Source organism: Methylorubrum podarium, assembly GCF_040270385.1.
Taxonomy (GTDB): domain Bacteria; phylum Pseudomonadota; class Alphaproteobacteria; order Rhizobiales; family Beijerinckiaceae; genus Methylobacterium; species Methylobacterium podarium.
In genome coordinates, this window is sequence record NZ_JBELQE010000089.1 from 19,817 (window position 1) to 46,044 (window position 26,228).

Here is a 26,228-nt window from a genome sequence, read left to right on the forward strand (position 1 = left end):
CGTCCGGCTGGGTGAAGAGAAACGTGTCGTCACCTCGATCTTCCCTCGACTCGAAAAGGGCACGCGAAACGGGCACATGAACAGGGCGCACTCGGCCGAACTCGACAGCTTTCGCCCGCACCATGCCCGATCGTGCCGGACTTGGCGACGCCGTCGAAGCGGCAATCAACGGCTCTTGCGGAGCGGGTGACAGCGGCCTCGTGCGCGATCATTGTAGCCGACCGGCGCGCGCCGATGAGACAAGTGTTGAGACCAGCCGTCTTTCGATAAGATTTCTTCGCAACTTCTCGCTAAGACATCGCGATGTGTGCTTTCGAACGGCGCGACCGCACGCGCCGCCTCACCAAGAGCGACGAGAGGGCGCTCGTTACGCTGACGCGATCAGCACAGGCATGCGGGTGGCCTCAAAGACCTCGAAAGGCCCTCACGCGATGAACGACGCGACCGACGACGCGATGGACGACGACTGGCTTGAACTGATTCCCGACGAGGCGGCGGAGGCGCCGGCCCGGGCCGGTGCCTGGACGATCGCGGTGATCGACGACGATCCGGCGGTCCACGAGGGCACTCGCTACGCGCTCGCCGGCTACAGCCTCGACGGGCGGGGCCTCGACATCCTCTCCGCCCACTCGGCGCAGGAGGCGCGGACGCTGCTGGCCGAGCGGCGCGACGTCGCCATCGTGCTCCTCGACGTGGTGATGGAGACCGACGATGCCGGCCTCCAGCTCATCGACTACATCCGCCGGGAGCTGAGGGAAGAGACCGTCCGGATCATCCTGCGCACCGGCCAGCCGGGGCAGGCGCCGGAGCGGCGCGTCATCGTCGATTACGACATCAACGACTACAAGGCGAAGACCGAACTCACCGCCGACAAGCTCTTCACCAGCCTGACCGCGGCGCTCCGGGCCTACCAGCAGCTCCGGCGGCTCGACGAGACCCGGCGCGGTCTCGAGATCATCATCGACGCCGCGCCGATGCTGCTCGACCACAAGTCGATGCAGCGGCTGGCCGAGGGCGTGCTGACCCAGGTCGCCTCGCTCCTCAACGTCGATTGCGCCGGCATCCTCGTCCTGCGCGAGGACGAGCGGGAGGCCGGCGACCGGCACGAGGGCGGCTTCTGCGTGCTCGCCGGCTCGGGACTCTACGGCGGCTATGTCGGCCGCGATCCCGGCTGGCCGCTCGATCCCGGCATCCAGCCCCTGGTCGAGCAGGCCTTCGCCGCCCGCCGCCACAGCTTCGGCGACCACCTCTCCACGCTCTACGTCCAGACCGCGAGCGGCAGCGAGATCGTCGCGCTGATCGACACCGACCGCCCGCTCTCCGATACCGACCGCGCGCTGATCACCCTGCTCGCGGGGCGTCTCTCGGTCGCCTTCGACAACGTGATCCTCTACGAGCGGCTGCAGCGCGCCAACGTCACCCTGGAGCAGCGGGTGGTCGAGCGCACCGCCGAGCTGATCCGCGCCAACCGCCGCCTCGACATGCAGCGCTCGGACCTGCGCCGGGCCAACAGTCTCAAGACCGAGATCCTGGGCACCATCGCCCACGACCTGAAGAACCCGCTCTCGGTGATCCTGGGCCGCTCCGAGATGCTGGCCGACCTGATCGGCCTCGATCCGGCGCCGGCCGCCGCCAGCGAGGACGCCCGGACCGCGATGCGGACCCAGGTCGATCACATTCGCACCTCGGCGACGCGCCTGATCGACATGATCGACAGCCTCATGGCCGACGCCATGAACGACGCCCTCGATATCACCCTGCGGCGCGAGCCCGTCGACCTGGCCGCGCTGGCCCGCGAGGTCTGCGAGGCCAACCGGCCGCTCGCCGAATCGAAGGGCCAGAGCCTGGCCCTGGATCTGGCGGTCCCGCTCCATCTCTGCGGCGACGCCGAGCGGCTGCGCGAGGCGTTCGACAACCTCGTCTCGAACGCGATCAAGTATTCCTTTCCCGGCGGCGCGATCACCGTGAGCGTGCGGGAGGAGTCGGGCGACTACGTCTGCGCGGTGGCCGACCAGGGCCCCGGCCTGTCCCCGGAGGATGCCGGCCGTCTCTTCGGCCGCTACCAGCGCCTCTCGGCCAAGCCCACCGGCGGCGAGGGATCGACGGGGCTCGGCCTCTCCATCGTCAAGCGCATCGCCGAACTCCACGGCGGCCGCGCCGAGGCGTTCTCCGAGGGGCCGGGGCGGGGCGCGACCTTCTCGATGCGGTTCCCGAAGGAGGCGGTGGGGCTGGTGTAGGGGGGTTCGATACGATTTCCGGCTGATGCCGGTGGTGATGGCCGAACCGCTCAGCCTGAAACCGTGTCACGGACCTGATGCGACGCCTTGAAATGATCGCTGCACGATCATTGTTTCCGGGCATTCTTGGAGTTGGTCCGATCGGCACTTTTTCCACGAATGAACCGACGAATCATGTCGCGTTCCCGCTATTTCGGCTGTAGAAACCCGAGATAACGCGCGATCTATGCCAATCGATATGAAAAACGCTGCGATCCAACCGATTGAAAAAATCAGACATTCCGTTTCGATTGATTCCACATTGCCATACCAAACCCGCACAGCGAGGGAACTAAGGTAAAGTGCAGGATGCCACCAAAATATCCTCCAATCTGAAGGCATCACGCGGCTCCGTTCGAAGACATTGCATACGGTTTCCGGTTGATGCCTTCGGTGCTGCTTCCCGTCATTCCGGGGCGCCGGAGGCGAACCCGGAATCCACCCTTGATGCCACGTTGAGCCGCGCATCACGGGTGGATCCCGGTTTCCGCTGCGCGGCCCCGGGATGCCGGGGGTGGGGCTGAACCGAACCAATCAATCGGAAACGGTATCATTGTGCAATGATGGCAGATAATACTTATAAATCTGCGAATCGAACTCTCGAACCGAGGCCGGTCGACGTCTGAAAATACGAGAAGATCGTCCGTCTTTCCACGCCCGCGCAGCTCCACGAACAGCAATCTGCATGAGTTGGGAAGAGATCGTGGGGCCTGCGTAGCTGAAATCGGCTACCTTTTTCCCGTCGACAGCACATGAGCGACGATTGCGTTGGCGTGGCCGTGCCCCATTCCGTGCTCCTCCTTCAGGATCTTCACCAATTCCATATGTTTGGCGGGAAGTCGGTCGCGGACAAGCTGTTGCCACTCGCCGATAGGACGTGCGTACTTCTTCTCGATGGAGGGAAAGTATGAGGCAGGTCCCTTGATCGGTTCGTGAGACATGAAATCACCTCCCTTTGACATCGGCATGTGTCGGCTTCGCCGCAAATTGACGATGGCGCAACACCTTCTCTCGAGGCGGCGCAACACCGCTGCCGGTGCCCGCTACGGAGCGAAAGCACCCCCTGGCAGGGGACACCAACCGTCCGGTTCGGACCACAAAGAGGCCGCCGCCAAAAGCCCTCAGCCGGACGACGCGGCCGCCGTCCCACGGAAGGGGCCGATCAGGCGCTCGTACTCGGCCTCCGCCGGACCGTAGCTGTTCCCGGCCAGGTCGCAGAGCATGCCGCGGTCGCGGACGATGATCAGGGCGCGTCTGGCCTGGATCGCGCCGTAGCCCTCGAGCGCCTGGATCGCCAGCGTCACGGTCGATCGCTGCGTCGCCAGCATGATCGACAGGAAATCGTGGGTGAGGGAGAGTTCGTCGCCCTCCAACCGGTCATGCGCCATGAGGATCCAGCGCGCCAGCCGCTCTTCGACGGAATAGGCGCCGTTCGACATCGCCGTCTGGCTGACCGTCATCATCACCGTGTGGGCGTAGCGCAGCAGCAGGCCGTGCAGGATCGGGCTGCGCCCGAGCGCCTCGCGGAACGCCCCGGTGCCGATCCGAAGCCACGGGCCGCCGACCTGAACGATCAGCTCGTGGGGCGCGCGATCGGCCCCCAGCACGCTCGCCGTGCTGACCATGCCCTCCTGGCCGAAGCAGCCGACCTCGATCCGGCGCCCCTCGCTCATGACGGCGACGTTCGAGGACAGTCCGGCTTCCGGGAAATAGACGACCTCCAGCGGATCCCCGACGGACCAGAGGACCTCGCCCTTCTGCACCTGCACGCGCTCGAACTGCGCCAGGAGCGGCTCCCGCTCCGCCGGCGGCAGCGCCTGAAGCAGGCGGTTTCTCGTTGATGATACGCTCATTTCCGGTCCCGATCCCTCGCCCGTTCTTGCGAGAACCCCGGCCCGGACCGCGAGTTCGCTGATCGCGGCGGCCGCGCGGTCACCCGCGCGCGGACGCCTCGGCCGGCCGGGGTGAGCGGCCGGGAACGCGCCGACGCCCGGCCCGGCGGCGCAGCGCGTAGAGCGTCAGCCCGGTGGCGAAGAAGCCGGGGAGCGCCAGCGCCGCGAGGCAGAACAGCAGGGCGGCGGGCGCGCCGAAGAAGCGGCCGCGATGCACTTCGAGCATGTTGTCGGCGATGCGCCGGCCGAGGCTCGACGCGGCGGCGCGCTGGTCGCCGAGCGGGATGCCGGTGCGGGCGTCGTAGGTGGCCTCGTTGCGCAGCACCGCGTCCGGGGTGGTCCAGCGGATGCGGATCGTCGCCGCCTCCGGTCCCGGCAGGGTCAGGGTCGCGTGGTCCGCCGCGTGCGCGGCCGAGAACGCCGCCCAGGCCGCGTCGATCGCCGGCCTGCCCTCGGGCGCCGCGCGTTCGGCCGAACGGTCGGCGGCGCGCGCCTCCGATCGCTCCTTCGGCGCCTGGCCGGTGAGGAGCCATGTCGCGCCCGCGCGATACCCGTCGAAGGACCACCACAGGCCCGACAGGGCGGCCACCGCGTAGACCGGCAGCAGCCACGTCCCCACGACCGCGTGCAGCGACCACCAGCGGGCCCGGCCGGGCCGGGCGAGGTTCGGCCGGAGCCAGACCCGCCAGCCGTGCCGTCCGGGCCAGCGCAGGGTGAGCCCGGTGGCGAGGAAGACGAGCAGCGCGATGGCGCAGAGGCCGGTGACCGTGCGGCCCCAGCCCTTGCCCTCGCCGGGGATCAGCAGCCAGCGGTGCAGCGCCCGCACGGTGGCGAAGAATGTCTCCAGCCGCACGGGGCCGAGAACGGTCCCGTCCGTGGGGTCGGCGTAGACGGTCGCGGGCCGCTCGCCGCCGGCCCGGTCGCGGGCGAATCGCGCCACCGCGCTCCGGCCGGGATCGCTCGACAGGGTCAGCGCGGCGACCCGCTGCCCCGGACGCTGCGCCTCGATCCGCGCGGCCAGCGCCGAGGGCGCGAGCGGCGGCCGGTCCGGGGCCGCCGCGACCTCCACCCGGTCGCGGTTGGCCAGGGCGGTGATCGCCTCCTCGTAGCTCATCAGGGCGCCCGTGACTCCCATGAGCGCGAGCACGAGCCCGGCGGTGAGGCCGAGGGCCCAGTGCAGGCGGAAGAGGAGGGTGCGGGCGGGAGAGAAGGCGGAGGGCATGACGCTCCGATCAGGGCGCTCGATTGCCGGGAAGGTCCGGCCTCAGTAGCGCGCGCTCAGGCTGGCGAGCACCGTCAGGGGCGCGCCGGGCAGGTTGTTGAACTGGTTGAACGGCTGCTCGATGTAGCGCCGGTCGGTGAGGTTGCGGCCGTTGACGGCGAAGCGCCAGGTCGGGTCGATCTCGTAGAACACGGCCGCGTCGAGGCGGGCATAGGCGCCGACCTTGTAGGTGTTGGTGATGTCGCCGAAGCGCTCGCCGACATAGGTGAGGCCGCCGCCGAAGCCCCAGCCCCGCAGCGGGCCGCCCTGGAACTGATAGGTCGACCAGACGCTGGCGCTGAAGACCGGCGCCGCGGGCAGCCGGCTGCCGACGGCGACGGTCGAATCCTTGGTGACCGTGGCATCGAGGTAGCCGATCCCGCCGATGATCTTCCAGCCCGGCAGGATCTCGCCGGCGATGTCGCCCTCGAACCCCTGCGCGCGCTGCTCGCCGGTGATGATCGAGAAGCCGGTATTGACCGGATCGGAGGCGGCGACGTTCGCCCGCAGGATGCGGAAGGCGGCGGCGCTCACCGTGAGCCGGTCGGGGATCAGGTCGAAGCGGGCGCCGACCTCCAGCTGCTCGCCGGTCTCCGGCGGCGGGCTCGCGACGTTGAGGACGTTGGCGGTCTGCGGGACGAAGGAGGTGGTGTAGCTGCCGTAGAGCGTGAGCGGCTCCACCGGCCGCCAGACGAGGCCGACCCGCGGCGAGGTGCCGGTGAGGTTCTGCTCCGGCGGGATCGTCCGCGTGGTCGGCGTGCGCTGGAAATAGAGCTGGTCGGCCGTGTCGAACCGCACGCCGAGGACGAGCTGCAGGCCGGGAAAGAACTCGATCTGGTCCTGCAGGTAGATCCCGAACAGGCTGAGCTTCTGCCTGAGATCGCTCTGCAGGGTCAGCGTGCCGACCTGCGGCACCGAGCCCCGGATCGGGTTGAGGAAGGAGACCGAGGTCGCCGTCCCCTGCGTGGTGAAGGGGTGGCGGTAGCCGTCGACGATCTCGAAGCCGGCCAGGGCCGTGTGGCGGAAGCCGAACGGGTCGACGAAGCGTCCGACCGCCTCCGTCCGGCTGTCGATGGAGTGGTAGATCGAATCGCCCTCCGTGAGGCGCCTCGTCACCGTGGTTCCGGCGGCGTTCACGCCCGTCGCCCGGGTCGCCAGGAGATCGAACGATCCCCACTGGCCGTTCACGGCCTGCCGCAGGGTCAGGTTCTCGTTGACGTCGTGCTCGGCGAGCAGGGTGATCGAGTTCGATTCGCCGTAGTAGCGCGACCACGGCTCGCCGTAGAAGCGGCGGACGTTGTCGAGCGGCACCCGGCCGCGGAAGGCGATCAGGCCCTCGTCGTACTGACTGTGCTGGCGGGTGAACTCGGCGTTGAGGTAGACACGCGTCGACGGGTCGGGCGTCCAGACGAAGGCCGGGGCGAAGAAGTGCCGGGAGTTCTCCGGCCCGCCGAAATCGCGGAAGGTCGCCTCGTCCTGCGTCGCGAAGGTGAAGCGGGCGGCGAGCCCCTCCACGCTCGGGATCGCCCCCGAGACCGAACCCTGCACCCGCCGGAACGCGAACGAGCCGCCCTGAACCGTCACGTCGGCGGACGGGGCGAGGGTGGGTTGGCGCGTGACGATGTTGATGAGGCCGCCAGGATCGCCCTGGCCGTAGAGGACCGAGGCCGGACCTTTCAGCACCTCCACCCGCTCCACGTTGGCGAGGTCGCGCTGCGTCGGCTGGAACGCGTTGGCCGGGTTCAGCACGAGGCCGTCGATGGCGTAGGTCTGGGTGCGGAAGCCGCGCAGGATGTAGGTGTCGGAGCGGCCCTGGATGGTGCCGCCCGGCTGGACGTTGCTGACGTTGGTGAGCACGTCGGTGAGGCGCACATCCTGCTGATCGACCAGGACTTCGCGCGGGACGACCTGGATCGATTGCGGCGTGTCGCGCAACGCCGTGTCCGTCCGCGTCGCGGTGGCCGAGCGCGTGGCGCGGTATCCGACGACGGGGCCGCCGGCGCGCTCGCCGCTCCCCGTGACCGAGAGTTCGGACAGCACGGCCTCGGCGCCGTCCGGCGCGACGGTCTGCGCGCGCGCCGCGAGGGGCCAGGACAGGGCGAGGACGGACACGGCGAGAGCGAACGGGACGCCCGAACCGGCGGAAAGGGGGGTCGACCCGCCTCGATCGAGACGCCCATGTCCCTGTGCTGTGGTGTTCATCGCCGGTCCGTCTGGAGAGCCGGCTCCCCGGAGCCGGTCCGGCGCCTTTACCTATGTTGCCTCATATGCGGCAAGCGTTCGCCCGAAGAGTTTGGGGGATTTGGTAGGGTATCGGCATGTCGTTGCGGCAGAACAACATTTTATTCCAAGTCTAATGTAGAAGTGTTTCTGAGCCATTCTCTCGGGATGGATGATTTCGGTCGAGACCAGCCGTCGGTCTGAGCTGCCGACCGAACCACGCTTGGCCCCGGTGAGGGGCCGCTCGCGTTGCGTTCGCTTTCGTGTCTACAATCCACGGAGGTTTGCCGCGGCGGGGGCGCACCGGGATGCGACGCCTTCTCAAGTTCCTCCACACGATGGGGGCGGTGGGGCTGATGGGGGCGATGGCCTGTCTCATCGTCCTCCTGAGCCTCACCCCGCCGCCGGACGCGCTCGCCGGCTACGCCCTGATGCGCGGGGCGATGGGGGCGGTCGCCACCTGGATCTTCCTGCCCTCCCTCGCCCTGACGCTGGTGGCCGGGCTGCTGGCGGTCGCGCTGCATCCGGGCTTCCGCGAGGCGGGCTGGGCCTGGGTCAAGCTCGCCACCGGCGTGCTGGTGTTCGAGGGCGGTTTCGTCGGCATCCAGGGGCCGATGCAGGAGGAGGCCCGGCGCAGCGCCGCCGCGCTCAGGGGCGAGATCGATCCGGCCACCCTCACGGGCGCGCTGGCGGCCGAGCGCAACACCCTCTGGGTGATCCTCGCCGTGGCGATCCTCAACGTCGTGCTCGGCATCTGGCGGCCGCGCATCCTGCGGCTTCCCCGCTCCGACCTGTCCCGGCCCGACGGCATCCCGGGGAAGACCGGATCAGCGTGACGGTGCGGAACGCTTTCGCGCCAAGCCTCGTTGCGGCCCCTGGGGTTCGTAGCGGATACAGGGGGGCGTGCGCCGGCACCGCCTTCCGGCGGGCACGACCACTCGGCGACACGACCCAGCAAGGCGGCGGAGGAGCGTGATGGCGACGCGAGGCTTTACCGGGCGGCCCCCTGCCGCGGCGATCCGCGAGCGGCTTCCGCCGGGCCAGTACCTCACCGACGATTTCCCCGTGCTCCAGCTCGGACCGACGCCGCGGGTCTCGACGGAGGGCTGGCGCTTCACCCTGCGCCAGGGCTCGCGGCCGCTGGCGAGCTGGAGCTGGGACGAGTTCGCGCAACTGCCCCGCACCCGCTGGGGCGGCGACATCCACTGCGTGACCAAGTGGTCCAAGTTCGACACCGCCTGGGAGGGCGTGAGCTTCGACGACATCCTCGCGGCGGCCGGCCTCGAGGCGCCGACGGGCTTCCTCCTGGCGGAGAGCCACGACGACTACACCACCAACGTGCCCGTAGCGGATCTCACCGGCGGCAAGGCGATGGTGGCGACGCTCTACGACGGCAAGCCGATCCCGCCCGATCACGGCGGCCCGGCGCGTCTCCTGGTGCCGCACCTCTACTTCTGGAAGAGCGCCAAGTGGGTGACGGGCCTGCGCTTCACCGAGCGCGACGAGGCCGGCTTCTGGGAGCTGCGCGGCTACCACATGTACGGCGATCCCTGGCGCGAGCAGCGTTTCAGCGGCGACTGAGAGGATTGCCCGAGTGAGCACCGCGCCCTCGCCGTCACCCTGGCGGGCCGCGGCGATCCGGGCGATCACGCCCGTGACGCCGCGGGTAAAGAGCTTCCGCTTCGATTCCCTCGATCGGCCGCACCGGGCCGGCCAGCACGTCGATGTGCGCCTGACCGCGCCCGACGGCTACCAGGCGCAGCGCAGCTACTCCATCGCCTCGGCACCCGGCGACCCCGCCGGTATCGAGCTGATGATCGAGGGGCTGGAGGCGGGGGAGGTGTCCGGCTACTTCGACACGGTGGCCGAAATCGGCGACGCGATCGAACTGCGCGGACCGCTCGGCGCCTTCGCCTGGGGGCCGGAGGATGGCGGCCCGGTGCTACTGATCGGCGGCGGCTCCGGCGTCGTGCCGCTGCTCGCGATGGTGCGCGAGCGCGCCCTGCGCGCGCCCGCGGTGCCGATGCTGCTGATCTACTCGGTGCGCAGCGCCGCCGAGGCCATCGCCCGGGGAGAGCTCGCCGCCCGCTCCCGCGACGAGACCGGCTTCGACCTGACCCTGCTTCTCACCCGCGAGGGCGCGACCGCGGGCCGGCGCATCGACCGCGTGATGATCGATACGGCGATCGAGTGCCTCGGCATGCCGCGCCACGCCTTCGTCTGCGGCGGCAACGGCTTCGTCGGCACCGTGGCCGACCTCCTGGTGGATGCCGGCGTCAAGCCGGGCGTGGTCCGCACGGAGCGCTTCGGCGGCTGATGGTTCCGATCAGCCGCCGGAGGGGAGGGCGTCAGCCCTCCTCGTCGCCGTCCGAGTCGTTGTCGATCAGGTCGGAGACGTCGTCGTCGCCGTCCTCTTCCTCCAGGAAGGTGTCGTCGTCCGCACCCCCGCTGGCATCGTCGCCGCCCTCGTCGTCGTCGACGCTGATATCGGTATCGTCCTCGCTGGCCTCGGCCTCGTCGAGGGAGACGATCTCCGGACCGCCCTTCTCCTCCTCGTCCTCGTCGTCATCCGAGCGGCTGGCGACGGGCGGGGCGACGCGGGAGGTCGCGACTTGGTAGATCGTGCCGCATTTCGGGCAGGTCGCCGGATCACGGTCGAGATCGTAGAACTTGGCACCGCAATTCATGCACTGGCGTTTGACGCCGAGTTCCGGTCTAGCCACGGCTGCAAACCTCTGGGGACGGAAGGGAAAGGGATCCGGGAGAGCGGCCCCGTTAGTCGCAGCCTCCGCCCATGTCAAACGCCCACGTCAAACGGCCTGTCGTGCGCTCGCCGCAGCCGGCGCGGGGCGTTCGGCGGGGACGGTCGTGACCGGAGGGGAGAACCGCGTCAGGCGCAGCGGGACCACTTGTTCTGCCGCCGCTCGACGGTGAGGCGCAGGAGCCGGCCGAACGGGGTGCCGCTCAGGCAGCCACGGCGGTCGAACTCCTGCAGGACCGCTTCGAGGGCAACGATGCGCTCGCTGGGTCGGCGATAGGCGCTCTCCAGCTCGTTCAGGGCTTCGAGGACGCGTTTGGAGACCGTCGAATCGGCGACGGCGGAAGCATGATCGACCTTGCGCAGGCACTGGATCACGGGCGTCATGCGCGCCAACATAAACATATGATGCGGCTTGTCGAGTGCTTGCTGACGCTTGCTTCACACAAGAACGGTTCCACGGAGGCAAGTTGCGGGCGCCGGATAAGCGATCGTCCGAAGCAGACCTGACTTCGAATTGCAGTTTATCGCCAAGTGAATTGGTATCCGGATGCATGGTGCGAGCGTGACGGGTGCCGGACGATGCCTCGGACGGGCGCGTCGGGCGCCGCGCCTCCGGACGCGCGGATGACGCGGGCCGGTCCGCATGGTAACGGGCGCCGGTCGCGCCGGGTCCGTCCGGCGGGCGGCCTCGGTGCCCTCGCGGGTGCCGACGCGCCTCAGCCCAGCGCTCGAGCAAGACGTCAGATCCCCGTGTCGCACGATTCCGAACCGCAGCCCGTCACCGCGCATCCCGGAGGCCCCCTGCGAGGGGCGCTGAAGCCGCCGGGCGACAAGTCGATCTCCCACCGGGCGATGATCCTGGGCCTGCTCGCCATCGGCGAGACGCGGGTCGAGGGCCTTCTGGAGGGCGACGACGTGCTGCGCACCGCCGCCGCCGCGGAGGCGCTGGGCGCCCGGGTCACCCGCGAGGGCGAGGGGCGCTGGCGGATCGTCGGCGTCGGCATCGGCGGGATGCAGGACCCGGCCGGCGTGCTCGATTTCGGCAATGCCGGCACCGGCTCGCGGCTGATGATGGGCGTGGTCGGCGGCCAGCCAGTCACCGCGACCTTCGACGGCGATGCCTCCTTACGCAAGCGGCCGATGCGGCGCATCCTCGATCCGATCCTGAAGATGGGCGCGCAGGTCGTGTCCGAGGCCGAGGGCGGGCGCGTGCCGCTGACGCTCAAGGGTCCGCGCGAGGCGATCCCGATCCGCTACGAGCTGCCGGTCGCCTCGGCGCAGATCAAGTCGGCGGTGCTGTTTGCCGGGCTCAACGCGCCGGGCACCACCACCGTCATCGAATCCGCCGCCTCCCGCGACCACACCGAGCGGATGCTGCGCCTGTTCGGCGCCGAGGTGAGCGTGACGCTGTCCGGCGAGGGCGGTCACGGCCGCACCGTGACGCTGACCGGTCAGCCGACCCTGCGCGGCACCGACGTGGTCGTCCCGGCCGACCCGTCCTCGGCGGCCTTCCCGCTGGTGGCGGCGCTGATCGTGCCGGGCTCCGAGGTGACCCTGCGCGGCGTGATGATGAACCCGCTGCGCACCGGCCTCATCACCACGCTGATCGAGATGGGTGCCGAGATCGAGCGCCTCGCCGAGCGCGAGGAGGGCGGCGAGACCGTGGCCGACCTGCGGGTGCGGGCGAGCCGCCTGCGCGGCGTCGACGTCCCGGCCGAGCGGGCGCCCTCGATGATCGACGAGTACCCGATCCTCGCGGTCGCCGCGGCCTTCGCCGAGGGCACGACCCGGATGAACGGCCTGCACGAGCTGCGGGTGAAGGAGTCCGACCGGCTCGCGGCGGTCGCCGCGGGGCTCGCCGCCAACGGCGTCACCCACGCGGTCGAGGGCGACGACCTGATCGTCACCGGCACCGGCGAGGCCCCCGCGGGCGGCGGCACGGTCGCGACCCATCTCGATCACCGCATCGCCATGGCCTTCCTCGTCATGGGGCTCGCCACCCGGCGCCCCGTGACCGTCGACGACGGCGCGATGATCGCCACGAGCTTCCCGAGCTTCCGTCCGACCATGCTGGCCCTCGGTGCCCGGATCGAGGACGGGGCCGCCGCATGAATTCGGCTGCTGTGAGCGATCGGCCCGCCATGCCCCTCGTCATCGCCATCGACGGTCCGGCCGCCTCCGGCAAGGGCACGCTCGCCAAGCGGCTCGCCCTGCATTACGGGCTGCCGCATCTCGATACCGGCCTGCTCTACCGCGCGGTGGCGCTGACCCTGATCGACGAGGGGAGCGACCTCGACGACAGGGCGGCGGCGGCGCGGGCGGCCACCGCCCTCTCGGCCGACCGGCTGTCCGACCCGCGCCTGCGGGAGCGGGCGATGGGCGAGGCGGCCTCGCGGGTCTCCTCGGTGCCGGAGGTGCGCGCCGCCCTGCTGTCCTGGCAGCGGCGCTTCGCCGAAGGCGCGGAGGGCGCGGTGCTCGACGGGCGCGACATCGGCACGGTGGTGTGCCCCGAGGCCCGGGTGAAGCTGTTCATCATCGCCGCGCCCGAGGAGCGGGCAAGGCGGCGCCATCGCGAGCTGCTCGGCCGCGGCGAGGAGACGACGCTCGCCGCGATCCTCGCCGACATCCGCGCCCGCGACGCGCGCGATTCGAGCCGCGCCGCCGCCCCGCTGAAGGCCGCCGAGGATGCGGTGGTGCTCGACACCACCGAACTCGATGCCGAGGCCGCCTTCGCCGAGGCCGTCGCGATCGTCGAGCGGCTCAGGACCGCTTGAGCGGCGCGTCCGCGCCGCCGATCCAAGCCTCCACCCGCGCGGCGAGCACCTGCGGATCGCCCGAGAGGTGCAGCCGCTTGCTGCGCGCGGTCTCGCCTGCGACGAGGGTCACCTCGGCCCTGCGCAGCCCGAGGCTCCGGGCGACGAAGGCGGTGAGGGCCGCGTTGGCGGCGCCCTCGACCGGCGGGGCCGCCACGCGCAGCGCGAGGACGGGACGCCCATCCGCCTCCGTGCGGACGCCGTCCAGGCCGGTGCGGCTCGCCCGCGGCGTCAGCCGCACCGCGAGGGTGAGGCCGTCCGCGTCGAGGGTGAAGGGGCTTTGCATCGGCAAGGTCTCGCGGACGCCGTGGTCCTGATCGCGGGGAAGTGGGTCCCGGTCGCGCTGTGCCATCCGGCGAGGCCGGCTGTCATCCCGGCGCCTCGAACGGTCCCAAACGGCACGGGATGGCAACGGCCGTTCGGCCTCAGCGTCTTCGTCGCGAGACCTGTGCGGATCCTCCGCCGCCCTCGGCCGAATAGCCTCACGCCTTCGTGATGTTTGAGCCGGATGTTGGGGCGAGACGCTCCACATGCGGCGGATCGGTTGTGTCTTCTCCGATGAATGCAACCTCAGCTCCGACAACGCGGCGGCGGAAATGATCGTTGCCACCTTGCCCCCCGGACGCGGGCGCCCGCAGCGCTACAAGAATTAACCTTTGTAGCTTCTGCTGCGGTTCGACGGGCACCGCAAGAATTCGACAATGCCGAACCGCCGCGACGACGCCGACATCATGTACCGCCTGCTCGTACAGGGGGTTACGGACTACGCGATCTTCATGCTGTCCCCGGACGGCACGGTCGCGAATTGGAATGCGGGGGCGCAGCGCACCAAAGGCTACACGGCCGAAGAGATCGTGGGGCGCAACTTCGCCCGCTTCTACGCTCCGGAGGATCGCGCCGCGGGATTGCCCGAGCAAGGTCTCCGCACGGCGCGGCGGGACGGTCGGTTCGAGTCGGAGGGCTGGCGCCTGCGCAGGGACGGCTCCCGCTTCTGGGCGCAGGTCGTCATCGATGCGATCCACGACGACGATGGCTGCTTCATCGGCTTCGCGAAGGTCACCCGCGATTGCACCGAGCGGCGGCGTTCCGAGAATCGGATCCAGCACCTCGCCGGGCACGATCCCCTGACGGATCTCGCCAACCGCGCGACGCTCCGTCAGGCCCTGACGGAGGCGCTCGCCTCCGGGACGGGGGAGAGCTGCGCCGTCCTCTACATCGATCTCGACCGCTTCAAGCCGATCAACGACACGCTCGGTCACTCTGTCGGCGACCAGCTGCTCCAGGAGGTGGCCCGGCGCCTGCGGCGGATGGCGGGGGCGCAGGACGTCGTCGGCCGCCTCGGCGGCGACGAGTTCGCGCTGATCCTCAGACCCGCCGACCCTCACCGGGTGGCGGGCGTTGCCCGGCAGATCCTCGAAGCCCTCAACCAGCCTTACACGGTCAAGAAGATGCCGATCCGTGTGGGCGCCAGCATCGGCATCGCCGTCGCGCCGCTGGCCGGCGGCGATGCCGACATCCTCCTGCGCAACGCCGACCTCGCCCTCTACGACGCCAAGAAGGAGGGCCGGAGCCGCTACAGCTTCTACGAGCCGGCGATGGGCGACAGCGTCGCGGCGCGGACGAGCCTGGAGAACGCCCTCGGCCGCGCCGTGGCGCGGCGCGAATTCGTCCTGCACTACCAGCCGATCGTCCGCGCCCGCAGCGGCGCGACCATCGGTTTCGAGGCGCTGCTGCGCTGGCGGCGGCCGGACGCGGTGGCGCCGTCGCCCGCGGAGTTCGTGCCGGTGGCCGAGGAGGCGGGCCTGATGCCCGAGATCGGCGCCTGGATCCTGGCCGAGGCGTGCCGCGAGGCGGCGACCTGGCCCGCGCATCTCACCGTGGCGGTGAACGTCTCGGCGACGCAGCTGCGCAGCGCCCTCTTCATCGATGCCGTCGAGCGGGCGCTGGCCGCGAGCGGTCTGCCGCCGCACCGGCTCGAACTCGAGATCACCGAGACCGCGGTGCTCCAGAACCGCGAAGTGGCGCTCGGCCTGCTCCAGCGGCTGCGGGCTCTGGGCGTGATGATCGCGCTGGATGATTTCGGCACCGGCTACTCGTCGCTGAGCTTCGTCCACACCTTCCCGCTCACCCGCCTCAAGATCGACCGGAGCTTCGTCCACGGGCTCGGCCGGGATCCGCAGGCGACGGCGATCGTGCGGGCCATCATCGGCCTGTCGCGCAGCCTCCGCCTCGCGGTGACGGCGGAGGGCGTGGAGACGGAGGAGCAGCGCCGCCTGCTCGCCAAGGAACGTGGGCTCGATCTCCAGGGCTACCTGTTCGGCCGTCCGGAGGCCGCGGCCCGCCTCGACCGCACGGTCGAGCTGCGAAGGCCCGCGCGTCGGGCCGCGCTGTCGCGAGACGATCGACCGAGTGTCCAGGGCCAGCCGGAGGCGGCCTGATGCCGGCCGTCCCGGCCCGTCGCTTCCGCGGGGCCGTCAGCGAGGCCCGGCACGATGCTGTGTGAAGCGAGCGGTTAACGGGACTACGTGCGGATGACCCGAGTCTCGTCCGACCCGAATGCTTGAACTCGGCCGTTGAGACGAAGATCAGTTGTGCGCAAGAGACAGCTCACGGCTTGTCAAAGCGCGGAGAACGGCCGGGGATGCGCTTGCGCCGTCCGGGGCAGGCTGATAGCGGATTGGGCGCTGCCGGTTTAGCTCAGTTGGTAGAGCAACCGCCTTGTAAGCGGTAGGTCGCGAGTTCGAGTCCCGCAACCGGCACCACCGGGCTCTCGATCCGACGGAACGATCGGATCCAACCCGTCATCCCTCACGTGATCAGTGCTGGCTTGTCCGTTCGCGACGCGGACGGGCCCCTTCGATCGCCGCGCATCGCCTGAAACTGGTATCGCGCGCGAAACGCACCCTCTCTTTTCACAAGTTCTAAAACTGTAATGAATGATAATGCATGGGGGAGAGGGTTAGGGCTCACTCGGTGTGGGACGGACCTGCTCGGCCACCGCGCGAGAGCAATCGTCCGGATGGGGCGTTCGGGCGTATGCGCAATTCGCTGAGTTTCACGCCGCCGGATCTACAGGAGGCGCGGCTCGAAGCAGTGCGCCACCGCTACGTCTTCTATATTCCCGGCTACGATCCCGAGGCGCGAACCCGCTACCGATTGCTGTTCGTGCGGGAATGGGCCCGCTACACCAAGCGGTTCGACGGCGGCAGGCGAACGGTCTCGTGCGCGCAGTTGAGCGAGAACGGGCTGGTCCAGAGCTGGGCCGTGAGCGCGCCCGAACAGGGCGACGGCGCCGAGACCCGATACGACGTGCTCCTGTGGGACGACATCGTCGCCGCCGACTTCGCCCGCTCCCGCTTCCTCAGCGTCGCGCTCCTGATCGCGGGCACCGCGCACATGATCGTGTCCGGCCTGCTGTTCCGCTTCTACCGGCTGAGCTGGAAGTACGGCAACGTCATCCTCTACCCCTTCGTGATGGTGATCCTCCTCACCGCTCTGTCCGTCGCCATCGGTGTGGGCGTGCATGCCCATCTGGGCGATTGGTTCGGCCACAGCCTCGGATGGCCGCTCTGGATCTCGCTTCCGCTGGGCGTGGTCGCGGGCGTCGCCTGGATCAAGCTGATCGAGGCCTTCCTCAACCGTATCTTCTTCTGGCAGCTTCTGAACGATTGGGTGTTCAACTGGCAGCACGGCCAGGGCTGGCGGCCGGATTACGAGCGGCGTCTCGACGCCTTTGCCGGGCACGTCCTGTCCGCGCTCGCGGCGCGGACCGAGACCGGGCAGCCCACCGACGAGGTGATGATCGTCGGCCATTCCTCCGGCGGGCTGACGGCGGTCGAGGTCGCGGCTCGGCTGCTCGCCCGCGATGCGTCGATCGGCGCCTCGGGCGCGAGCCTTTCGCTGGTGACGCTGGGGTCCGGTCTGCCGCTCGTGGCGATGCAGCCCGCGGCCGCGTCCCTGCGGGCGGAGATCGCGCGCCTCGTCACGGAGCGGCGCGTCGTCTGGTGCGACTTCCACGCGCCCCAAGACTGGATGAACTTCCCCGGCTTCAACCCGCTGCGTGACCTCAAGCTCCGCCTGTGCGGGCAGCAACCGGTCGCCAACCCCCTCGTGCGCTCGGCCCGCTTTCGCGACCTGCTCTGCCCGGAAACCTACCGGCGGGTGCGCTTCCGCCCGTTCCGGATGCACTTCCAGTTCCTCCTCGCGAACGAGCGGCCCGGCGCCTATGACTTCTTCGCGATGACCCTGGGCCCGCGGCGGCTGCGCGAGCAGGTGCTCGCCCCCGTCGCCTGCCGCGAACGCGAGCCCGCTCTTCTGCTCTGATCCGGACGCGTCACCCCGCGCCCGACGGGCGCAAGCCGGCCGAGAGACCGATGCGAATCTTCGTCGTTGCCGTCGGCAGCCACGGCGATGTCCTGCCGCTCCTCGCCATCGCGACCGAGCTGCGGCGGCGGGGACACGCGGTCACGCTCGCCGCGCCCGCTCCCTTCGCCGCGAAGGCGGCCCGGGCGAGCGTGCCGTTCTTCGCCCTCGGAACGGAGGAGGATTACCGCCGCGCCGCGACCGAGACCGGTCTCTGGCGGCCCTGGCGCGGCATCGGGGCGATGTTCCGCCACGTCTCGGCCGCGACCGAGCCGGTCTACGGCTGGCTCGCCGGGACCGCACGGCCCGGCGAGTGCGTCGTGCTCGCCTCGACGCTGGCCCTCGGAGCGCGGGTGGCGCAGGAGAAGCTCGGCCTCGACGTCGTCACGGTCCACCTCATGCCGCTGCTCGCCGGGAGCCGCACCGATCCGCCGATCCTGCCCGGCCTGCCCCTTCCCGAGCGGTTGCCGGCGCGCATCCGGCACTGGATCGGGTGGGGAGCAGATCGCTTCGTGATCGGGCCCGCGGCCTTGCCGGCGCTCAACGGGTTTCGCGCGCGGCTGGACCTGCCGCCGGTGCGCCGGCTTCGCCGCTGGTGGAGCAGCCCGCAGCGCGTCCTGCTCACGTTTCCCCGATGGTACGCCGCGCCGCAGCCCCACCGGATGCCCCAATCCCTGCAGGTCGGCTTCCCGCTCGCGGATCGCTTCGGCGACGTCGCCGAGCCGGAGCCCGCCGTCGCGGGGTTTCTGGCGGCGGGGCCGCCGCCGCTCGCCTTCACCTACGGCTCGGCCATGTCGCGCAGCCAAGCCTTCTTCCGCACCGCGCTGCGCGTCTGCACCCGCTTGGGCCGGCGCGGCCTCCTCCTCGCGCCGCAGGGCGGGCAGGTGCCGGCGGACTTGCCCCCGAGCGTGCTGCACGTGCCCTACGCGCCGTTCAGCCGCGTGCTGCCCCGCTGCGCCGCGCTGATCCACCATGGCGGGATCGGCACCGTCGCGCAGGCGCTCGCGGCCGGCATTCCGCAACTCGTAGTGCCCGTCGCCTTCGATCACTTCGACGAGGCGCGCTGGCTGGGCCGTCTCGGCGTCGGCACTGCCCTGAGCCGCCGCCGCTTCACCCCGGCCCGCGCCGTGCCGACGCTGCGCCGGCTGCTGACCGATCCCCGCGTCGCCCAGGCCTGCACGGCGGCCAAGGCGCGGATGGCACAGGAGGACGGCGTCGCGGAGGCCTGCGACGCGGTGGAAGCCTTTTGCGCCGGGGCAGAGCATTGTCAGAGAGGCAATTGACGAATGCCGCTCGCTTTGCCCATGGGCACTTCGAACAGGAACGGCGGCGCCAGTTTGAGCAGCGACTGGATCTCCGGCCAGCGCCAGATCAGGAAGGAGGTCTGCTGGTTGAGCGGTGTCTTCTGGTAGGCCGGAGCGAGGACGACGCCCTTCAGGCCGGCTCGGCGGAAGGCTGCCCGTTCCGCCTTGTTCTTCTGAAGCCGGCCATCGCCCGTGACCGTGAGCCATTCATCGCCCGTGCCGGCCAGATACGCGATCCACTCGAAGTCCGATGCGTGGCGTCCGCAGGGGAGATCACGGATGTGGTCGGCGCGCTGACCGAGATGCCTGAGATAGCCGCCGACCGTCTCGGCCAGCACCGGCGAGGTGCAGTTGTCGAAGAAGACCCGGACGCTCAAGCGGCCTGCCGCGCATCCATCTCGCGCCGGAACGCGAGGGCCCGCTTGACCGCCCGGACCGGAACATCCCAGGCCAGCGCCGCGGCCTCGGGCGAACCCTCCGCCGTCACGGCGTTGACGAGGGCCTCGACGGGAACGGACGTCTCGGCTTCGATCGGCTGTCCGAACGAGCGGGCGGGATCGATCACGACCGACCGTGACCGCCCAAGTGGCCACCAACGCGAGGGAATCCCTGCCTCATCGTAGTCGAGATGGACCAAGCTTCGCTCCAGGATCTCCTTGAAGGCGAACTGCTTCCTGAAGAGGTCGATGAGTTTCGCCTCCCCGTCCTCCTCGGCGACTTGGAGGAAGACGCTCCGCCCATCGGTGCGGAAGCGGGCCGTCGAGAGGGGCCGCTCATCCTGGACGATCGCGCGCGCCATCTCGATCGCCTGCCTGACCCGTTGAGGGCTGAGGCCGCGCTTGATGAAGGCGTCGGCGACGCGCACCTCCTGCAGATCGCGGAAGCCGAGCGCGAACCCCTCGTCACCGAGATCGACTTGCGGTGTCCAGAGCGACTCGTAGCGCCGGCCGGCCACCTCATGGCCCCTGAGCCATCGGGAGATCTTTGCCGGCGAGATCCGGAGCAGGCGGCCGGCTTCCGCGGGCGTGTAGAGCCCGATGCCGATCAGATTGTTTTCGGAGTGTCTCACGCCCTGCTCCACACCCGAAAAGGTTGTGCCGCACCCTCCTCCATCGTCAAGAGGGGCGTGGGCTGTCCTCGTCCCGTCCAGAACGTCTCCTCAGGAAGCGGACGAGGCTTCGAGATCGATGGGCGGCGTCATCCGCGATCCTACAACGAGAAGCGATCCACTTCCTCCAGCAGCCGCACGAAGGCGCGCGCGCCGTGATCGAGCGCCGCCGCGCCGGTCTCCGCCGTGCCGAGGCGGGCGTCGCCCAGGGCGCCGGACGGGTGCAGGTCTTCCGTCTTCCAGGCGAAGGCCGCCGGGCGGCCGGCGCGCAGCAGGGTGAAATCGCGTTCCATCGCCATCGTGCGGGGCTCGAACTGCGCGATCCGGTCCCGCCGCACGAGGTCGGGCCGCAGGGCCAGCATCAGCGCGGTCTCGATGCCGCCGGCATGGATGCCGTGGCGGATCTCGTCGGCGGGGAACAGGCCCTCCGGCAGGCCGAGGCGGCTCCACGAGGTCGTCACCGCCACCATGCCGAAACGGCCGCGCAACTCGCCCGCCACGAGGTCGATGAGCGCGCTGTTGCCGCCGTGGGAGGAGACGATCACGAGCTTCGCGCAGCCCGACCGGTGCAGGCTCGCGCCGATCTCGGTCCAGGCGGCGAGCGCGGTCGCGGCGGTCAGGGTCAGCGTGCCGGGAAAGGAATCGTGCTCGTCCGACTTGCCGACCGCCTGGACCGGCAGGAGCAGCACGTCGAGCGCCTCCGGCACGAGGCGGGCCACCCGCTCCAGATAGCCCTCCGCGATCAGGGTGTCGGTGCCGAGCGGCAGGTGCGGCCCGTGCTGCTCCACCGCGGCGACCGGAAGCACCGCGATCGCCCGGCCCATGTCGCGGGCGCGGATCTCCGCCGTCGTGAGGTCGAGCCAGGATCGCGCCGGCATGCTGTCATCTCCCTGATCGCGGGTTTGAGGGCTCGCGGATCCCGGACGCTTCCCGTCTCAACCGCTCGTTAGTCAAGATGCCCCAAGACTTGCGGGACCATCCCCGTGGCCAGCGCCGACCGTCCGTGAACACGCTTCCTCCGAACAGGCCTGCCGCGATGCCGCCCGATCCCGGGGCGGCGGATGAGGATGCGGCCGGGGCGATGCGGGCCGAGCTGGTCCGCCTGCGGGAGATGCTGGAGCAGAATTCGGACTGGATCTGGGAGGTGGATGCGCAGGGCTGCTACACCTACGCCTCGCGCCAATGCGTCGCCCTGCTCGGCCGCGAGCCGGAGGAGGTGGTCGGACGCACGCCCTTCGACTTCATGCCGCCGGACGAGGCGGAGCGGGTCGGACGGATCTTCGGCGCCATCGCCGCCGAGCGGCGGCCCTTCGCCCAGCTTCTCAACCGCAACCTCCGCAAGGACGGCAGCCTCGTCGTGCTGGAGACGAGCGGCGTGCCGCTGTTCGGCGCCGACGGCGCGTTCCGCGGCTACCGCGGCATCGACCGGGACGTGACCGAGCGGGAGGCGGCGAACGCGCGGCTCCGCCACATCGCCCGCCACGACGACCTCACGGGGCTGCCGAACCGGATGTATCTGCGCGAGCATCTCGCCGGACGGCTCGAGGCCGGGCAGCGGCCCGGCGTGCTCAGCCTCGACCTCGACGGTTTCAAGCCGGTCAACGACCGCCTCGGCCACGCCGCGGGCGACTCTGTCCTGAGGGAGATCGGCCGACGGCTCGCCGGGCTCGCCGCATCGCACGGCCTGTTCGCGGCACGACCCGGCGGCGACGAATTCATCCTGATCGTGCCGGAGGACGCGGACCTCTTACCGGAGGCCGTCCGCGCCGCCGTCGCCGAGCCCATCGCCGTCGAAGCCGGGATGGTTCGGGTGAGCGCCAGCCTCGGCGCCGCCTGGACGACGGCGTCGGGCGACGCGGTCGATGCTCTGCTCGCGCGGGCCGACCGCGCTCTCTACGAGGCCAAGACGGCCGCCAAGACGGCCGCCGAGACGACAGGGACGAAGGCCGCCGTCAGCGGCGGCGGCTGACGAGCAGGCCGAGCCCGAACGCCGTCGCGGCGACCAGGGCCAGGGTCGTACCCCGGTTCTCGTCCGCCCGGACGGCGAGGGCACGACCGCGCCGGCTCGCCTCGTCGCGGAAGTGGCGCCCGCGGGTACGGGCCTCGTCGTGGAGGTGGCGTCCGCGGCCCACGGCCTCGTCGCGGAGATGCCGGCCGCGGGAGACGGCCTCGTCGGCGAGGCGGTAACCGTCCTCGTAGATGTCCTCGGCCCGGTCGCGTGTCCGGCCATAGGCGGACTGCGCCACGCCGGCGACCTGCTCGTAGGCGCCCTCGACCTGGGGACGGGCACGACCCGCCACGGCGCCGAGCGCGGTCCGGCCGCGGCCCTTGAGGTTGCGCAGGCCGCCCTCGATCTGGTCCCTGTTCATGATGAAATTCCTTGAATCAAATTCGTCCGCCGAGCCCGCGCCGCGGCAGGGCTCGAAACGAGGAAGCCGCACCCGGTCGGGTGCGGCTCCGGCCGTCGGATTTCTGTTGGCAGATGCCTTCGGTGCGAACGGTTAGAGCTTGCTCTTCACCGCGTCCGCGGCGTTCTTCACGCCTTCCTTGGCCTCGCCGACGGTGCGCTGGGTCTTGCCCTCGACTTCCTGGGCCTTGCCCTCGGCCTTCAGCTTGTCGTTGCCCGTGACGTTGCCGACGCCCTGCTTGACGTTGCCGGCGATCTCGTTGGCGGCACCCTTGATCTTGTCGGTCGTGCTGCTCATCGCGTTTCTCCGCTCATTGTGTTCGCGCCGTCTCTCGGCGCTCTCGGCAAGCTGAACGGATCCCCGGGCGCTTGGTTCCACTCCTATGATGGGGTGTGCATCGCCGCACACGGACGTGAACGCCGGCAAAATGCATTCATTTCGCGGGCCCGTTCAAAAAATATCTGCGCAACGGCCAAATATTTTCCTGTCAGCGCTCGGGTCACGAGAGGCTACGTATGCGGTATCCAAAATTCCACTGCGGCTAAGCCGGGCAGCCGTCCCGGTCCGCCAAGAAAATGTGAGATCAGGGACCGCTCCATGGCCGTTCGAGCCGCCGATCCATTGCCCGGCGCAAGCACCTATTCCCCGTCACGCGCCGACACGCCCGTCGGCGGCCGCTGGGGACAGCTGATCCTCGGCGTGCTGTGCATGTCGATGATCGCCAACCTGCAGTACGGCTGGACGCTGTTCGTCAACCCGATCAACGACAAGTACCAGTGGGGCAAGCCGGCGATCCAGGTCGCCTTCACGATCTTCGTCCTCACCGAGACCTGGCTCGTTCCGATCGAGGGCTGGTTCGTCGACAAGTACGGCCCGAAGGTCGTCACGCTGTTCGGCGGCGCGCTCTGCGGCATCGGCTGGGCGATGAACTCGGTCGCCGACTCGCTGTGGTTCCTGTATCTGGCCGCCGCCATCAGCGGCATCGGCGCGGGCGCGGTCTACGGCACCTGCGTCGGCAACGCCCTCAAGTGGTTCCCGGATCGCCGCGGGCTGGCCGCCGGCCTCACCGCCGCCGGCTTCGGCGCGGGCTCGGCGCTCACCGTCATCCCGATCGCCGCGATGATCCGCGACAGCGGCTACGAGCAGACCTTCCTCGCCTTCGGCCTCGGCCAGGGGCTGGTGGTGATGGTCGCCGCCCTGCTGCTCTCGGCGCCGAGCGCCGCCTACAAGGACCGGATGCTGGTCGGCCGCACGTCCCCCAACGCCACGAGCCGCCGCCAGTACTCCTCCGCCCAGATGGTGCGGACGCCGATCTTCTGGCTGATGTACGCGATGTTCGTGATGATGGCCGCGGGCGGCCTGATGGCGACCGCCTCCCTCGCCCCCATCGCCAAGGACTTCCAAGTCGACACGATCCCCGTCTCGCTGATGGGCCTGACCCTGCCGGCGCTCACCTTCGCGCTCACCATCGACCGGGTGCTCAACGGCGTGACCCGGCCGGTCTTCGGCTGGATCTCCGACCGGATCGGGCGCGAGAACACGATGTTCTTCGCCTTCATGATCGAGGGCGCGGGCATCCTGGCGCTCGGCATGTTCGCCCACTCGCCGATGGCCTTCGTGCTGCTCACGGGCCTCGTGTTCTTCGCCTGGGGCGAGATCTACTCGCTGTTCCCCTCGACCTGCGCCGACACCTACGGCGACAAGAACGCCACCGCCAATGCCGGCCTGCTCTACACCGCCAAGGGAACGGCCTCGCTGATGCTGCCCGCCTTCCTGGCGATCCAGACCGCCACCGGTTCCTGGCAGAACGTGTTCTACCTCGCCTCCGGCATGGCCTTCGTCGCCGGGTTCCTCGCGCTCTTCGTCCTGAAGCCGATGCGCGCCCGCTTCGTCGCCCGCAACCAGTGAGGAGGGGAACCGTGACGCGCTGGATCGGCTTCGTCCACGACGGCAGGCACGGCTTCGGCCGCCTCGACGGCGAGCACATCGCCGTCTGCGAGGGCGACCTGTTCGGCGAGAACAGCCCGACGGGGCAGGTTCTGCCGCTCGCGGAGGTGAGCCTCGACCTGCCCTGCCGCCCTTCCAAGATGATCGCCCTGTGGAACAATTTCGGGGCGCTCATGGAGAAGCTGGAGCTGTCGCGGCCCGAGGCGCCGCTCTTCCTGATCAAGCCCGCCAACACCTACCGGCCCTCCGGCGCGGTCGTGGCGGTGCCGGAGGCGTCGGGCCGGGCGCTCTACGAGGGCGAACTCGGCATCGTGATCGGCCAGGTGCCCGGCCGGGCGGCCCGCGACCTGACCGAGGAGGAGGCCGCCCGCCACGTGTTCGGCTTCACCTGCGTGAACGACGTCACCTCCGCCGCGATCCTCAAGGCGGATGCGAGCTTCACGCAGTGGGCCCGCGCCAAGGGGCTCGACGGCTTCGGTCCGTTCGGGCCCGTCATCGCCACCGGGCTCGACCCGGAGGCGCTGACCGTGCGCACCCTGGTGAACGGGCGCGAGCGGCAGAGCTTTCCGATCAGCGACATGCTGATCCCGGTCCCCCGGCTCGTGGCGCAGCTCTCGCAGGGGCTGACGCTGGAGCCGGGCGACGTGATCGCCTGCGGTACCTCGGTGGGGTCGGGACCGATCCCCAAAGGCGCCACCGTCGAGGTGGTGATCGAGGGGATCGGAACGCTCAGCAATCGTTTCGAGTAGGCGGAACTCAAGCAAAAGTGGTCTCTGCGGGCGGACGAAATCGGCCGGATCGGCGTTCTTAGGAAACGGCGTTTCAGGGCTCGGCCGGCGGAGCGGAAACGGCAGCACGGGTGAGAGACATGAGCATCGCGATCGTCGGCGCCGGCGCCATCGGCGGATATCTCGGAGTCAGGCTGGCTGAGGCCGGCGAGGACGTGACCTTCATCGCCCGCTCGAACGCGGAGGCGATCCGGGCGAACGGCATGCGCCTGATTGAGGAGGACGGCACCGAGATCCACTCGAAAACCGTGAAGGCGACCCGCTCCACGCAGGAGGCGGGCGTGCACGAGGTCGTGCTCCTGACGGTCAAGGCGCACCAGGTCGGCCCGATCGCCGCGGACCTGAAGCACCTGATCGGCCCCGACACCGTCGTGGTCACGATGCAGAACGGCATCCCGTGGTGGTACTTCATGGGCGGCCACGGCGGCGAATATGCCGGCACGCGGCTGGAGAGCGCCGATCCCGGCGGGCTGATCGCCGACCATCTCGACCCGAAGCACGTCATCGGCTCGGTGGTCTATCCGGCGACCGTGCTCACCGATCCCGGCACCGTGAAGGTGATCGAGGGCAACCGCTTCGGTCTGGGCGAACTCGACGGCTCGAAGTCGGAGCGGGTGCTCGCCCTCTCCCAGCGGCTGGCCAAGGCGGGCTTCCGCGCGCCCGTCACCAGCGACATCCGCGCCGAGATCTGGCTCAAGCTGTGGGGCAACCTCAGCTTCAACCCGATCTCCGCGCTGACCCACGCGACGCTGGAGGACATCTGCCGCTTCCCCGACACCCGGGCGATCGCCGCCGAGATGATGCGCGAGGCCGAGATCATCGCCAACCGGCTCGGCGTCACCTTCCGCCTCGGCATCGACAAGCGCATCGCCGGCGCCGAGAAGGTCGGCCCGCACAAGACCTCGATGCTGCAGGACGTCGAGGCCGGCCGCCCGATCGAGCTGGAGGCGCTGGTCGGCTCGGTGATCGAGCTCGGCCGCCTCACCGGCACGCCGACCCCGCATATCGACACCGTCTTCGCCCTGATGCGGCTCCTGGCGCAGAGCCTGGAGCGCGCCCAAGGTCGCCTCGCGATCCAGGGAGCGTGA

Annotated in this window: 25 protein-coding genes and 1 tRNA gene; 14 read left to right on the forward strand and 12 right to left on the reverse strand. The window is 70.0% G+C overall.

Annotated features, from left to right (window positions below; translation table 11 throughout):
- Nucleotides 1-455 precede the first annotated feature (455 nt).
- A complete protein-coding gene (locus ABS772_RS17220) occupies nucleotides 456-2,237 on the forward strand; it encodes an ATP-binding response regulator (RefSeq protein ID WP_350396062.1) in 1,782 nt (593 codons plus the stop codon).
- 767 nt (nucleotides 2,238-3,004) lie between these two features.
- Here ABS772_RS17220 and ABS772_RS17225 read toward each other — a convergent pair.
- From ABS772_RS17225 to ABS772_RS17240, 4 genes are all read right to left on the reverse strand, one after another.
- Nucleotides 3,005-3,217 (reverse strand): DUF4287 domain-containing protein, encoded by a 213-nt coding sequence (locus tag ABS772_RS17225; protein ID WP_350396019.1) that lies wholly within the window; start codon nucleotides 3,215-3,217, stop codon nucleotides 3,005-3,007.
- 180 nt (nucleotides 3,218-3,397) lie between these two features.
- A complete protein-coding gene (locus ABS772_RS17230; RefSeq protein WP_350396020.1) occupies nucleotides 3,398-4,129 on the reverse strand; it encodes a Crp/Fnr family transcriptional regulator in 732 nt (243 codons plus the stop codon).
- A gap of 79 nt (nucleotides 4,130-4,208) precedes the next feature.
- Entirely contained in the window at nucleotides 4,209-5,390 is a 1,182-nt protein-coding gene (locus ABS772_RS17235) for a PepSY-associated TM helix domain-containing protein (RefSeq protein WP_350396021.1), read from the reverse strand.
- 42 nt (nucleotides 5,391-5,432) lie between these two features.
- Nucleotides 5,433-7,631 carry a TonB-dependent siderophore receptor gene (locus ABS772_RS17240; RefSeq protein WP_350396022.1) on the reverse strand — a complete coding sequence of 733 codons (2,199 nt, stop codon included), beginning with the start codon at nucleotides 7,629-7,631 and terminating at the stop codon, nucleotides 5,433-5,435.
- Nucleotides 7,632-7,957: 326 nt separating this feature from the next.
- On the opposite strand from ABS772_RS17240, the gene ABS772_RS17245 reads away from it, so the two are divergent.
- The 3 genes from ABS772_RS17245 (at nucleotide 7,958) to ABS772_RS17255 (ending at nucleotide 9,966) form a co-directional block, all read left to right on the forward strand.
- Nucleotides 7,958-8,485 carry a hypothetical protein gene (locus tag ABS772_RS17245; RefSeq protein ID WP_350396023.1) on the forward strand — a complete coding sequence of 176 codons (528 nt, stop codon included), beginning with the start codon at nucleotides 7,958-7,960 and terminating at the stop codon, nucleotides 8,483-8,485.
- A gap of 139 nt (nucleotides 8,486-8,624) precedes the next feature.
- A complete protein-coding gene (locus ABS772_RS17250) occupies nucleotides 8,625-9,230 on the forward strand; it encodes a sulfite oxidase-like oxidoreductase (RefSeq protein ID WP_350396025.1) in 606 nt (201 codons plus the stop codon).
- A 13-nt stretch (nucleotides 9,231-9,243) separates the two neighbouring features.
- Nucleotides 9,244-9,966, forward strand: a complete 723-nt coding sequence (locus ABS772_RS17255; RefSeq protein ID WP_407942999.1) for a ferredoxin reductase — start codon at nucleotides 9,244-9,246, stop codon at nucleotides 9,964-9,966.
- A gap of 31 nt (nucleotides 9,967-9,997) precedes the next feature.
- On the opposite strand, the gene ABS772_RS17260 is transcribed toward ABS772_RS17255, so the two are convergent.
- On the reverse strand, nucleotides 9,998-10,372 hold the full coding sequence (locus tag ABS772_RS17260; RefSeq protein ID WP_238258892.1) for a TIGR02300 family protein: 375 nt from the start codon (nucleotides 10,370-10,372) through the stop codon (nucleotides 9,998-10,000).
- A 167-nt stretch (nucleotides 10,373-10,539) separates the two neighbouring features.
- On the reverse strand, nucleotides 10,540-10,806 hold the full coding sequence (locus tag ABS772_RS17265; RefSeq protein WP_238258893.1) for a hypothetical protein: 267 nt from the start codon (nucleotides 10,804-10,806) through the stop codon (nucleotides 10,540-10,542).
- A 354-nt stretch (nucleotides 10,807-11,160) separates the two neighbouring features.
- Here ABS772_RS17265 and aroA point away from each other — a divergent pair, with 354 nt between their 5' ends.
- Nucleotides 11,161-12,522 (forward strand): 3-phosphoshikimate 1-carboxyvinyltransferase, encoded by a 1,362-nt coding sequence (gene aroA, locus ABS772_RS17270; RefSeq protein WP_350396030.1) that lies wholly within the window; start codon nucleotides 11,161-11,163, stop codon nucleotides 12,520-12,522.
- A 29-nt stretch (nucleotides 12,523-12,551) separates the two neighbouring features.
- Nucleotides 12,552-13,184, forward strand: a complete 633-nt coding sequence (gene cmk, locus ABS772_RS17275; protein WP_350396031.1) for a (d)CMP kinase — start codon at nucleotides 12,552-12,554, stop codon at nucleotides 13,182-13,184.
- Here the strand turns inward: cmk and ABS772_RS17280 are convergent.
- Nucleotides 13,171-13,509 carry a DUF167 family protein gene (locus ABS772_RS17280; protein ID WP_350396033.1) on the reverse strand — a complete coding sequence of 113 codons (339 nt, stop codon included), beginning with the start codon at nucleotides 13,507-13,509 and terminating at the stop codon, nucleotides 13,171-13,173. The two genes, cmk and ABS772_RS17280, sit on opposite strands and share 14 nt — an antisense overlap.
- 415 nt (nucleotides 13,510-13,924) lie before the next feature.
- Here ABS772_RS17280 and ABS772_RS17285 point away from each other — a divergent pair, with 415 nt between their 5' ends.
- The 4 genes from ABS772_RS17285 to ABS772_RS17300 all read left to right on the forward strand — a co-directional run bounded on the left by ABS772_RS17285 (nucleotide 13,925) and on the right by ABS772_RS17300 (nucleotide 18,868).
- On the forward strand, nucleotides 13,925-15,661 hold the full coding sequence (locus tag ABS772_RS17285) for a putative bifunctional diguanylate cyclase/phosphodiesterase (protein WP_350396034.1): 1,737 nt from the start codon (nucleotides 13,925-13,927) through the stop codon (nucleotides 15,659-15,661).
- A 248-nt stretch (nucleotides 15,662-15,909) separates the two neighbouring features.
- Nucleotides 15,910-15,985, forward strand: a tRNA-Thr gene (locus ABS772_RS17290).
- A gap of 274 nt (nucleotides 15,986-16,259) precedes the next feature.
- Nucleotides 16,260-17,546, forward strand: coding sequence for an alpha/beta hydrolase (locus ABS772_RS17295; protein WP_350396036.1), 1,287 nt, complete (start codon nucleotides 16,260-16,262; stop codon nucleotides 17,544-17,546).
- Nucleotides 17,547-17,596: 50 nt separating this feature from the next.
- The gene (locus ABS772_RS17300) at nucleotides 17,597-18,868 is read left to right on the forward strand and encodes a glycosyltransferase (RefSeq protein ID WP_350396037.1); all 1,272 of its coding nucleotides are present in this window, start codon (nucleotides 17,597-17,599) and stop codon (nucleotides 18,866-18,868) included.
- Here the strand turns inward: ABS772_RS17300 and ABS772_RS17305 are convergent.
- From ABS772_RS17305 to ABS772_RS17315, 3 genes are all read right to left on the reverse strand, one after another.
- Nucleotides 18,853-19,266: a PIN-like domain-containing protein gene (locus tag ABS772_RS17305; RefSeq protein WP_350396038.1), complete on the reverse strand. Its 414-nt coding sequence runs from the start codon at nucleotides 19,264-19,266 to the stop codon at nucleotides 18,853-18,855. The genes ABS772_RS17300 and ABS772_RS17305 overlap by 16 nt on opposite strands.
- Nucleotides 19,263-19,958 (reverse strand): hypothetical protein, encoded by a 696-nt coding sequence (locus ABS772_RS17310; RefSeq protein ID WP_350396039.1) that lies wholly within the window; start codon nucleotides 19,956-19,958, stop codon nucleotides 19,263-19,265. Before ABS772_RS17310 ends, ABS772_RS17305 begins: the two co-directional genes overlap by 4 nt.
- A gap of 140 nt (nucleotides 19,959-20,098) precedes the next feature.
- Complete coding sequence (locus ABS772_RS17315; protein WP_350396040.1) at nucleotides 20,099-20,875, reverse strand: creatininase family protein; 777 nt, start codon at nucleotides 20,873-20,875, stop codon at nucleotides 20,099-20,101.
- A 158-nt stretch (nucleotides 20,876-21,033) separates the two neighbouring features.
- Between ABS772_RS17315 and ABS772_RS17320 the strand changes: the two genes are divergently transcribed.
- Nucleotides 21,034-21,966, forward strand: a complete 933-nt coding sequence (locus ABS772_RS17320; protein ID WP_350396041.1) for a sensor domain-containing diguanylate cyclase — start codon at nucleotides 21,034-21,036, stop codon at nucleotides 21,964-21,966.
- Here the strand turns inward: ABS772_RS17320 and ABS772_RS17325 are convergent.
- Entirely contained in the window at nucleotides 21,950-22,366 is a 417-nt protein-coding gene (locus ABS772_RS17325) for a CsbD family protein (protein ID WP_238255049.1), read from the reverse strand. The genes ABS772_RS17320 and ABS772_RS17325 overlap by 17 nt on opposite strands.
- Nucleotides 22,367-22,498: 132 nt before the next feature.
- Entirely contained in the window at nucleotides 22,499-22,702 is a 204-nt protein-coding gene (locus ABS772_RS17330) for a CsbD family protein (protein WP_350396043.1), read from the reverse strand.
- 300 nt (nucleotides 22,703-23,002) lie between these two features.
- On the opposite strand from ABS772_RS17330, the gene oxlT reads away from it, so the two are divergent.
- The 3 genes from oxlT (at nucleotide 23,003) to ABS772_RS17345 (ending at nucleotide 26,228) form a co-directional block, all read left to right on the forward strand.
- Nucleotides 23,003-24,313 carry an oxalate/formate MFS antiporter gene (oxlT, locus tag ABS772_RS17335; RefSeq protein ID WP_350396044.1) on the forward strand — a complete coding sequence of 437 codons (1,311 nt, stop codon included), beginning with the start codon at nucleotides 23,003-23,005 and terminating at the stop codon, nucleotides 24,311-24,313.
- 11 nt (nucleotides 24,314-24,324) lie between these two features.
- Entirely contained in the window at nucleotides 24,325-25,101 is a 777-nt protein-coding gene (locus tag ABS772_RS17340) for a fumarylacetoacetate hydrolase family protein (protein ID WP_238258270.1), read from the forward strand.
- Between the two features lie 119 nt (nucleotides 25,102-25,220).
- Entirely contained in the window at nucleotides 25,221-26,228 is a 1,008-nt protein-coding gene (locus ABS772_RS17345; RefSeq protein ID WP_238258268.1) for a 2-dehydropantoate 2-reductase, read from the forward strand.

Bases quoted from the DNA above. Each gene is read 5' to 3' on its own strand.
- ABS772_RS17220 (WP_350396062.1), top strand. From the start codon at position 456: ATGGACGACGACTGGCTTGAACTGATTCCCGACGAGGCGGCGGAGGCG.
- ABS772_RS17225 (WP_350396019.1), bottom strand. From the start codon at position 3,217: ATGTCTCACGAACCGATCAAGGGACCTGCCTCATACTTTCCCTCCATC.
- ABS772_RS17230 (WP_350396020.1), bottom strand. From the start codon at position 4,129: ATGAGCGTATCATCAACGAGAAACCGCCTGCTTCAGGCGCTGCCGCCG.
- ABS772_RS17235 (WP_350396021.1), bottom strand. From the start codon at position 5,390: ATGCCCTCCGCCTTCTCTCCCGCCCGCACCCTCCTCTTCCGCCTGCAC.
- ABS772_RS17240 (WP_350396022.1), bottom strand. From the start codon at position 7,631: ATGAACACCACAGCACAGGGACATGGGCGTCTCGATCGAGGCGGGTCG.
- ABS772_RS17245 (WP_350396023.1), top strand. From the start codon at position 7,958: ATGCGACGCCTTCTCAAGTTCCTCCACACGATGGGGGCGGTGGGGCTG.
- ABS772_RS17250 (WP_350396025.1), top strand. From the start codon at position 8,625: ATGGCGACGCGAGGCTTTACCGGGCGGCCCCCTGCCGCGGCGATCCGC.
- ABS772_RS17265 (WP_238258893.1), bottom strand. From the start codon at position 10,806: ATGTTGGCGCGCATGACGCCCGTGATCCAGTGCCTGCGCAAGGTCGAT.
- cmk (WP_350396031.1), top strand. From the start codon at position 12,552: ATGCCCCTCGTCATCGCCATCGACGGTCCGGCCGCCTCCGGCAAGGGC.
- ABS772_RS17280 (WP_350396033.1), bottom strand. From the start codon at position 13,509: ATGCAAAGCCCCTTCACCCTCGACGCGGACGGCCTCACCCTCGCGGTG.
- ABS772_RS17285 (WP_350396034.1), top strand. From the start codon at position 13,925: ATGCCGAACCGCCGCGACGACGCCGACATCATGTACCGCCTGCTCGTA.
- ABS772_RS17295 (WP_350396036.1), top strand. From the start codon at position 16,260: ATGCGCAATTCGCTGAGTTTCACGCCGCCGGATCTACAGGAGGCGCGG.
- ABS772_RS17300 (WP_350396037.1), top strand. From the start codon at position 17,597: ATGCGAATCTTCGTCGTTGCCGTCGGCAGCCACGGCGATGTCCTGCCG.
- ABS772_RS17315 (WP_350396040.1), bottom strand. From the start codon at position 20,875: ATGCCGGCGCGATCCTGGCTCGACCTCACGACGGCGGAGATCCGCGCC.
- ABS772_RS17320 (WP_350396041.1), top strand. From the start codon at position 21,034: ATGCCGCCCGATCCCGGGGCGGCGGATGAGGATGCGGCCGGGGCGATG.
- ABS772_RS17325 (WP_238255049.1), bottom strand. From the start codon at position 22,366: ATGAACAGGGACCAGATCGAGGGCGGCCTGCGCAACCTCAAGGGCCGC.
- ABS772_RS17330 (WP_350396043.1), bottom strand. From the start codon at position 22,702: ATGAGCAGCACGACCGACAAGATCAAGGGTGCCGCCAACGAGATCGCC.
- oxlT (WP_350396044.1), top strand. From the start codon at position 23,003: ATGGCCGTTCGAGCCGCCGATCCATTGCCCGGCGCAAGCACCTATTCC.
- ABS772_RS17345 (WP_238258268.1), top strand. From the start codon at position 25,221: ATGAGCATCGCGATCGTCGGCGCCGGCGCCATCGGCGGATATCTCGGA.